At 62.3% G+C, this 8,401-nt stretch carries 8 protein-coding genes; all 8 read left to right on the forward strand.

Translation table 11 applies throughout. The features are described from left to right. Window positions 1-408 precede the first annotated feature (408 nt). Window positions 409-705: a hypothetical protein gene (locus FJ311_15080; GenBank protein MBM3952760.1), complete on the forward strand. Its 297-nt coding sequence runs from the start codon at window positions 409-411 to the stop codon at window positions 703-705. Between the two features lie 108 nt (window positions 706-813). Next, complete coding sequence (locus FJ311_15085; GenBank protein ID MBM3952761.1) at window positions 814-1,251, forward strand: universal stress protein; 438 nt, start codon at window positions 814-816, stop codon at window positions 1,249-1,251. A gap of 164 nt (window positions 1,252-1,415) precedes the next feature. After that, window positions 1,416-3,659, forward strand: coding sequence for a trehalose-6-phosphate synthase (locus FJ311_15090; protein MBM3952762.1), 2,244 nt, complete (start codon window positions 1,416-1,418; stop codon window positions 3,657-3,659). Next, window positions 3,652-4,428, forward strand: coding sequence for a trehalose-phosphatase (gene otsB, locus FJ311_15095; protein MBM3952763.1), 777 nt, complete (start codon window positions 3,652-3,654; stop codon window positions 4,426-4,428). The genes FJ311_15090 and otsB overlap by 8 nt, the downstream gene beginning before the upstream one ends. Further along, entirely contained in the window at window positions 4,425-6,227 is a 1,803-nt protein-coding gene (locus FJ311_15100) for a glycoside hydrolase family 15 protein (GenBank protein MBM3952764.1), read from the forward strand. Before otsB ends, FJ311_15100 begins: the two co-directional genes overlap by 4 nt. A 141-nt stretch (window positions 6,228-6,368) precedes the next feature. Next, entirely contained in the window at window positions 6,369-7,421 is a 1,053-nt protein-coding gene (locus tag FJ311_15105; GenBank protein ID MBM3952765.1) for a hypothetical protein, read from the forward strand. A 253-nt stretch (window positions 7,422-7,674) separates the two neighbouring features. Continuing rightward, window positions 7,675-7,971, forward strand: coding sequence for a type II toxin-antitoxin system RelE/ParE family toxin (locus FJ311_15110; GenBank protein MBM3952766.1), 297 nt, complete (start codon window positions 7,675-7,677; stop codon window positions 7,969-7,971). Window positions 7,972-7,974: 3 nt separating this feature from the next. Continuing rightward, window positions 7,975-8,280, forward strand: coding sequence for a putative addiction module antidote protein (locus FJ311_15115; GenBank protein MBM3952767.1), 306 nt, complete (start codon window positions 7,975-7,977; stop codon window positions 8,278-8,280). Window positions 8,281-8,401 lie beyond the last annotated feature (121 nt).

Consider the following 8,401-nt stretch of genomic DNA (forward strand, 5'->3'; position numbering starts at 1 on the left):
GCCTTGGAGGTCGCGGGGCGCGACGTTGGCGTAATAGGCGGTGAAGAACGGCCGGAGCGCGCCGGCTTCCTCGGCTCCCAAGCGCTTATCCGCCTCGGCGGCGAGCTGGGCGGCAAGATCGGCGGCGAACCGATCGCCATTTTTCGGCATGAACGCCCCTCCCTCGGGTCTCCACCGGATTTCCTCGCCAATCCGGAATCCTCTGGGAAAACTATCACGCGGGCGGTAAATTCGCCATGCGCAAGAGGCGTAAATCCCGGAAACAATTGAAAAATTAACCACGATGCCGGGGGCGCGCCGAGAGGGAATTGCGCGACGAGCCCGCGGGTGGCGTAGGAAATCCGATGGCGCGCGCGCAATAAAAAATGCGCCCCTACCGGGGCGCGGGCGAACGTGGGGAGGAATTCGATGCCGAACACCGACACCGGTGCCGTGTCACCCGGCGCCTCGCCGACCGCCGGGGCCGCGTTCTGGACGCGTCATCCGATCGATATTCGATTTTCGCTGCCTTTTTTCGGCGGCCGGTTCTACATCACCATCCTGAGCGGGCCCGAGCGGCGTAGCGCCGAGCGCCGCGAGCGCGAGCGTCATCGCTATCCGCTCCGAACCGCAGCCAATATTTTTTTCATGGCCGGAACGGCGGCGGCTTTTTACGCCGCGGCGCTGGTCGTCCTCGCCTTCGCGAGCTCGATCATCGAATGGTGAGGCGCGGGGAGAATTTCCGAAGCGGGGCTTGATCCCGATCAATTCTTGATCGGCGCTTGCCTCCTAAAATTTACCGAATGCATCGCGCCACGATAAAGGAATCCACCGATGTACAAGCGCATCCTCGTTCCGACCGACGGCTCCAAGCTTTCGCGAAAAGCGGTTGTCCATGGCGTCAGGCTGGCAAGGGCGCTCGGCGCCGAAGTGACCGGCATGACGAGTTCGCCGACTTGGCGGGATTTTTATCCCCGTCCGCGCTTGCGCATGATATCCGCGGCCGACTACGAACGAGAGGTCGAACGGGACGCCGCCCGGTCTCTCGCCGCCGTCCTGCGCGCGGCCAAGGCCGCGCGCGTCCGTTGCGCGACCGTTCACGCCCGCCATCCCGACCCCTGGAGGGCGATCATCATGACCGCGCGCGCAAGGCGCTGCGATCTTATCGTCATGGCCTCGCATGGACATGGCGGCATGAAGGCCCTGCTGCTCGGCAGCGAAACCAGCAAGGTTTTGGCGCATTCCAAGATCCCGGTTCTGGTTCACCGCTGAAGAACTCGACGCGGTCGTCGCCTTTTCCGGGTTCCAGCGCGCGTACCACGCGTTTGGCGCGGAGTTTTCCGAAACTCCCGGTATTCTTTTTTGGGTCGAAAGCGGACGGCGTAATGTACTAAGATTCACCGACTTCGGAACAATTCGGATCGGTGCGCGACGCAATGAATGTCGGTCTGTTCTTGCGTTTTTTTGTCCCTTTGCTGGCGGTGCTGGCGGTGACCGCCGCCGTGCTGACACCGGCGGCCGACCGCCTGATCATCCGGTGGTTCCGATACGACGTCGAAATGCGATCGCGCCTGATCTTCAACTCGATCCAGGAATCGTTGTCCGCCCTTGCGCAACGGAAAGCCTGGCGCGAAATGGATGTCTTGTTCGAACGCATCGCGACCGACGAGCGGGTGATGGCGATCGGCTGGTGCGACGGCGCGGGTCGGTTGCAACGGGCCAACAAGGCCTGGCCGAAACAGTTCGGGTGCGTGGAAACCGGCGCCGACCGCGAGCCCTTGTTTCGCAGCGAAATCTACGAACGCGGAACGGTTTTGCGCGCCGCGTTCAGGCTGTCGGGCGAAGACCCCGCTTTAGGTCGCCTGCTGATTCTCCATGACATGAGTTTTGCCGTCGGCCGCAGCTTCGATGCCCGGCTGTATTTGACCGGATTTCTCGTCCTGCTCGGGCTCGCCGTGGCCGGTGTCACGGTTCTAATCGCGCGATTGACGTTGCATGGTTGGATCCGCTCGGTTCGCAAAAGTTTGCGGGCTCCATTGGGAAGCTTCACGCCCGGCCCGGACCCGCAACTGGCACCGGTAATCGGAGAAATCCGCCAACTGTTGCGCGATCTCGACATTTCACGCAGGACCGCGACCGGCATCCGTGTCGACTGGTCGCCGGACACGCTCCGCCGCGCGCTCGAAAGCGAACTACCCAATGTCCAGGTCATCATCGCTTCCAACCGAGAGCCCTACATCCACAACTTCGGACCCAACAACGAGATCACGCTGCAACATCCGGCAAGCGGCTTGGTGACCGCGCTCGAACCGGTGATGCGGGCCTGCGGCGGCATTTGGATCGCGCACGGAAGCGGCACCGCCGACCGTCATACCGTCGACAAGTTCGACCGGATCGCCGTGCCCCCCGAGGCTCCGCACTACACCCTGCGCCGCGTCTGGCTGAGCGAAGCGGAACAGGAAGGCTATTATTACGGGCTGGCCAACGAAGGGCTTTGGGCGCTTTGCCATATCACCTTCGTCCGCCCGGCGTTCCGGGAATCCGATTGGGAGCAGTATGTCGCCGTCAACCGCAAATTTGCCGACGCGATCGTCGCGGAAGCGATGCGCCCGGACCCCATCGTCCTGGTGCACGATTACCATCTCGCCTTAGTCCCGAGAATGGTGCGAGAGAAGATGCCACAGGCGACCATCATCGCCTTTTGGCATATCCCCTGGCCCAACTCCGAAGTCTTCGGAATTTGCCCCTGGCGTGAGAAGATTGTCGATGGTCTGCTTGGCAGTTCGGTGGTCGGTTTCCACACCCAACTCCATTGCAACAACTTCATCGAGACCGCCGATCGTTTTATCGAATGCCATATCGACCGCGAACAGGCGACCGTTTCGGTGGGCGGACACGCCACCCTGGTGCGACCCTATCCCATCTCGATCGCTTGGCCACCGTTGCCGCTTGCGAACCTGCCGCCGGCGCCGGAATGCCGAGCGGCGGTATTGGCCCGATACGGCTTGCCCGCCGATACCCTACTCGGCGTCGGTGTCGAGCGATTCGATTTCACCAAGGGTATCCCCGATCGCTTCCGGGCGGTGGAGATTCTTTTGGAACTGTATCCGGAATGGATCGGTCGGTTCGTTTTCCTTCAGGTGGCGGCGCCGAGCCGCAGCAAGCTTGCCGCTTACCAGGATGTTCAGAAGGAATCCGCCGCCATCGCCGACCAAATCAATGCCCGCTTCAGCCGTGGCGCTTACAAGCCGATCATCCTGGTGGCGCAGCATCACGAACCCGAGCAGGTCTACGAACTTTTCCGCGCCGCAGACGTGGTGATCGTCAGCAGCCTGCACGACGGCATGAACTTGGTCGCCAAGGAGTTCGTCGCCGCGCGCGACGACGAGCGCGGCGTTCTGATCCTCAGCAACTTCGCCGGCGCGGCGCGCGAGCTTTTGGAGGCCCTGATCGTCAATCCGTTCGATGCGCGCGCCACCGCCGATGCCATCGATCGGGCGCTGCGGATGCCGCCCGACCAACAGCGCGAACGGATGCGGCTGATGCGCGAGTCGGTGAGCGAAAACAACGTCTTTTACTGGGCGGGTCGGATGCTGCTCGACGCCTCGCGAATTCGCAAGCGAAGCCGCATCGAATCGAACATCGCCTCGGTCAGCGAGCAAGAGGCGAAGAATGCCTGATCTTCCTCCCTTGCCCGATTTCGGCGCGCGATTGTGGGCCTTGTTTCTCGACGTCGACGGCACGCTTTTGGAGCTGGCCGAACATCCCGACAAGGTCGTGGTGCCCAAAGGGCTGATTCCCCTGCTCCAACGGCTCAGAAAATCTTTTGGCGGCGCCTGTGCCCTGATTACCGGGCGGAGCTTGGCGGCACTCGAAGCCCTGCTCGGGCACACCGGCCTCGATGCCGCCGGCTGCCATGGCGCCGAGCTGCGCATGGCCGGGGCGGTTAAAGTGCTCGCGACTGCGGATGCGTCGCTCCCCCGGATCGCCGAACGTCTCGCCCGCCTCGTCGACGCGATCGCGCCCGCCATGGTCGAGGTGAAGTCGCATTCGCTCGCGCTTCACTATCGCTTACCGGCGCTCGACGCCCGCCGCGCCCGCCGCATCGCCGCGCGGGCGCTGGGCGGCGACAAGGGTCGATTTCGCTTGATCGACGGCAAGAACGTGGTCGAGATTCTACCATCCGACGCCGGCAAGGGAGCCGTCATTGCCTGGTTTCTCAATCGCCCTCCTTATGCCGGGCGTATTCCGATTTTCGTCGGCGACGACGTGACCGATGAGGAGGGATTTCGCGAAGTCAACCGGCGGGGCGGAATTTCCGTTCGCGTCGGGGCCGACGGCAAATCCGCCGCCCGCCATCGCGTGGCGGACATCGTTGAGGCGGCGACATGGCTGGAACGATTGGCCGGAGCGGCGACAAGACGTGGACGACGCGGGAAAATGAAATGATCGATCTAAATCTCGGAGTGATCGGCAACTGCTCGATCGCCATGCTGGTGGACGCCGCCGCGCGCATTGTCTGGGGCGGGTTTCCGCGTTTTGACGGCGATCCGATTTTCAACGCGCTGCTGAATGGCGCGGAGCCGTACCGCCCGGATGAGGCGTCGAACGGGGGGTATTTTGCGCTCGAACTCGTCAATCAAGTCCGCAGCGAACCCTGCTATGTCCCCAACACGGCGATCCTGTGTACGCGTCTTTACGGTGACGACGACAGCGCGGTCGAAGTGATCGATTTCGCGCCGCGCTTCGCCCAACATTCCCGCATGTTCCGCCCGCCGTTGATCGTGCGCCGGGTCTTTCCCTTGAGCGGCAAGCCCCGGATTCGCGTTCGTCTTCGGCCCCGTTTCGGCTGGGGCGCGCTCAGCCCACGCATCACCACCGGCAGCAACCACATCCGCTACGTGTCCGAGGATTTGACCACGCGCCTGACCACCGACGCGCCGTTGTCCTATGTGGTCGAAGAGCGGTCGTTCGTCCTCGACATGCCAGTCAATCTGATTTTTGGCGCTGACGAAACGCTGCAAACTGGAATCGACGAAACGGCGCGCATGTTTCACGAACGCACCCTGGAACATTGGCGCAACTGGGTCCGCTCCATGTCGGTGCCTTTCGATTGGCAGGAAGAGACCATCCGTGCCGCCATCACCCTTAAGCTTTGCAACTTTGAGGAAACCGGGGCGATCGTCGCGGCGCTGACCACATCGATCCCCGAATCGCCAGGGAGCCGGCGCAACTGGGACTACCGCCTGTGCTGGCCGCGCGACGCTTATTTCGTCGTCCATGCCCTCAACCGGCTCGGCGCGACCCGCACCATGGAAGACTATCTCGGCTACATCACCAACATCGTCAGCGAAAGCCAGGGCGGCGTCCTGCGTCCGGTCTACGGCATTTCGCGCTCGAATTCGTTGGGTGAACACGAAATGCCCGCGCTCGCCGGTTATCGCGGCATGGGGCCGGTGCGCACCGGCAATTTGGCCTACGAGCAGGTGCAAAACGACGTGTATGGCAGTGTCATCCTCGCCGCCACCCACGTATTTTTCGATAAGCGCCTGGTCCGATCCGGGAATTGGCAGCTGTTCGAACGGCTCGAGCTTTTGGGGCGAAAGGCCGTCGAGGTCTTCGATCAGCCCGATGCCGGCCCGTGGGAACTGCGCACCCGGTTTGCCGTTCACACGTTCTCCAGCCTGATGTGCTGGGCCGCGTGCGATCGGCTGGCCAAGATCGCCGGGACGCTTGGCTTGCCCGAGCGGGAATCCCATTGGCAAGGAGAAGCGAATCGACTGCGCGGCGTCATCACCCGACGGTGCTGGAACGACAAGCTGCGAAGCTTCGTCTCCACCTGGGACGGCGAGGAGGCGGACGCGAGCCTGCTTCTCCTGCACGAGCTTGATTTTCTGGCCGCCGACGATCCCCGCTTCGCGTCCACTGTCGAATATGTCGGCCGCACCCTCAGGCGCGGCGATTTGCTGTTGCGTTACGCAACCGCCGACGATTTCGGTTTGCCGGAATCCGCCTTCACCATCTGCACCCTTTGGTACGTGGACGCGCTTGCCGCCCTCGGTCGTAAAACCGAGGCCTTGGCGTTGTTCGAGGCGGTTCTCGACCGGCGCAATTCGTTCGGGCTTCTGTCGGAGGACATCCACCCCGAAACCGGAGAGTTGTGGGGCAATTTTCCGCAGACTTATTCGATGGTCGGTCTGATCAATTCCGCGACGCGCCTCAGCCGGACCTGGGAAGAGGCGTTCTGATCGCGACCGGCCGCTGATACACGCCGGCAATGGCATGATTTGGCCCTTTCGGCAAATATGAAAACTTGCTGATATAGCTCCGCGGGAGGGGACCTTTTCGTTTCCCCATCGGGCAAATTTCCAGGAGAGCGGGCTCAAACCATGGCGTTCAATTTTCTTATTCTCGGCGCGTCGTACGGTTCCCTTCTCGGAACCAAACTATTGATGGCCGGACATAACGTGACCTTGGTCTGCCGACGGCAGACCGCGGACCTGATCAATGCGGAAGGCACCGTCGTCCGGATCAAGCTGAAAGACGAAAAGGAGCATCGCACCATCCGCTCGACCGGCTTGCCCGGGCGTCTCACCGCGTACCCCCCGAAAGACATCACCGTCGCGGATTACGACATGGTCGGCCTGGCCATGCAGGAACCCCAGTATGCGCACCACGCCATTCACACGGCGCTGATTCGCATCGCCGAAGAGCGCCTTCCCTGCCTCTCCATCATGAACATGCCGCCGCTGCCGTTTCTCAAGCGGATCCCGGGACTCGATACCGGCAAGCTGGGCGCCAGCTATACCGATCCCATCGTCTGGGACCGGTTCGATCCGAGTCTGATGACACTCTGCAGCCCAGACCCGCAGGCCTTCCGTCCGCCCGGCGAGCCGGCGAACGTGCTGCACGTTGGTTTGCCGACCAACTTCAAGGCGGCCAAGTTCGCCGACGCCAAGGCCGATGTCACCCTTCGGCAAATCGAACGCGACATCGACGCGGTGCGGCTCGATGGCCACGACGTGCCGGTCAAGCTTCGCGTCTACGACTCGATCTTCGTGCCGTTGGCGAAGTGGAGCATGCTGCTGACCGGCAACTACCGTTGCATCACCCGAGGCGAGCCCCGGAGCATCCGGGACGCCGTGTATGGCGATCTGGCGAAGTCCGAATCCATTTACAACTTCGTCACCGACTTGACGCAACGACTCGGCGCCGACCCGGCCGACGGCGTGCCGTTCGACAAATACGCCAAGGCGGCCGAAAGCCTGCTCCGGCCGTCGTCGGTGGCGCGCTCCATCGCCGCCGGCGCCCCGTTCATCGAGCGGGTCGATATTCTGGTGCAGCTGATCGCCCAGAGTTACGGCCTCGCCAATCCGGAGATCGACGAAGTGGTCCGCATCGTCGACGACCGGCTGGAAACCAACGACCCCTTGCCGGCTTGATCTTGTCGGTGCGTCGTTGAAAAAAACTGGAGCGGGCGAAGGGATTCGAACCCTCGACCCCAACCTTGGCAACGGCCCCGAGAAAATGAAAACGCCTTAAACATCAACGCGGTTGCGCGGGCGCTGTCGCAAGCTTCCCCCGAAATGAACCGCATAGAATCGATTAGCGCAGATTAGCGTTGGCACGTTTTGGGCACAGTAAGCGTTGCCAACCGGGCCTTGAATCATTGTATCCTATAGGATACATTCACCCATGATCGAAGTCCGCCAGACCACCTTATTCTCGAAATGGATGGCGGGGCTGCGCGACGGCCGCGCCCGGGCGAAGATCGCGGCCCGGATCGACCGGCTGGCGCTCGGCAACCAGGGCGACGTGGCCCCGGTGGGCGAGGGCATCAGCGAACTTAGGATTCACTATGGCCCCGGGTATCGCGTGTATTTCGTCCGGCGCGGCAAGGTGCTGATCGTTCTTCTGTGCGGCGGCGACAAAAGTACCCAATCCAGGGACATCAAAGCCGCGAAAATTCTTGCGGCCCAATTGGAGGATTGACCGATGGCAAAGAAGCAAAAAACGACCCGCTTCGATTCCGCCGAGCACCTGAACAGCGCCGAAGCTATCAGCGCCTACATGGAGGATGCCCTGGAATCGAATGATCCGGCCTTCATCGCGCACGCGCTCGGCACTATTGCCCGAGCGCACGGAATGTCGCGTGTCGCCAGGAAAGCAGGGCTATCCCGCGAAAGCCTCTACAAGGCGCTGAGTCCGTCGGGCAATCCCGAGTTCGGAACCGTCATCCGCGTGATGCGAGCGCTCGGGCTGAAACTGTCCGCTACGTCCACACGCCGCCGCGCGGCTTAGGATTGGCACAATTTGGTCACAGTGCCCACACGTTCGCCGACCGAAACGACGGATAAGTCGTTGAAAAAAACTGGAGCGGGCGAAGGGATTCGAACCCTCGACCCCAACCTTGGCAAGGTTG

Source organism: Rhodospirillales bacterium (assembly GCA_016872535.1).
Taxonomy (GTDB): domain Bacteria; phylum Pseudomonadota; class Alphaproteobacteria; order Rhodospirillales; family 2-12-FULL-67-15; genus 2-12-FULL-67-15.

Coding starts and splice junctions, on each gene's coding strand:
- FJ311_15115 (MBM3952767.1), top strand. CDS start 7,975: ATGGCAAAGAAGCAAAAAACGACCCGCTTCGATTCCGCCGAGCACCTG.
- FJ311_15105 (MBM3952765.1), top strand. CDS start 6,369: ATGGCGTTCAATTTTCTTATTCTCGGCGCGTCGTACGGTTCCCTTCTC.
- FJ311_15080 (MBM3952760.1), top strand. CDS start 409: ATGCCGAACACCGACACCGGTGCCGTGTCACCCGGCGCCTCGCCGACC.
- FJ311_15100 (MBM3952764.1), top strand. CDS start 4,425: ATGATCGATCTAAATCTCGGAGTGATCGGCAACTGCTCGATCGCCATG.
- FJ311_15090 (MBM3952762.1), top strand. CDS start 1,416: ATGAATGTCGGTCTGTTCTTGCGTTTTTTTGTCCCTTTGCTGGCGGTG.
- otsB (MBM3952763.1), top strand. CDS start 3,652: ATGCCTGATCTTCCTCCCTTGCCCGATTTCGGCGCGCGATTGTGGGCC.
- FJ311_15085 (MBM3952761.1), top strand. CDS start 814: ATGTACAAGCGCATCCTCGTTCCGACCGACGGCTCCAAGCTTTCGCGA.
- FJ311_15110 (MBM3952766.1), top strand. CDS start 7,675: ATGATCGAAGTCCGCCAGACCACCTTATTCTCGAAATGGATGGCGGGG.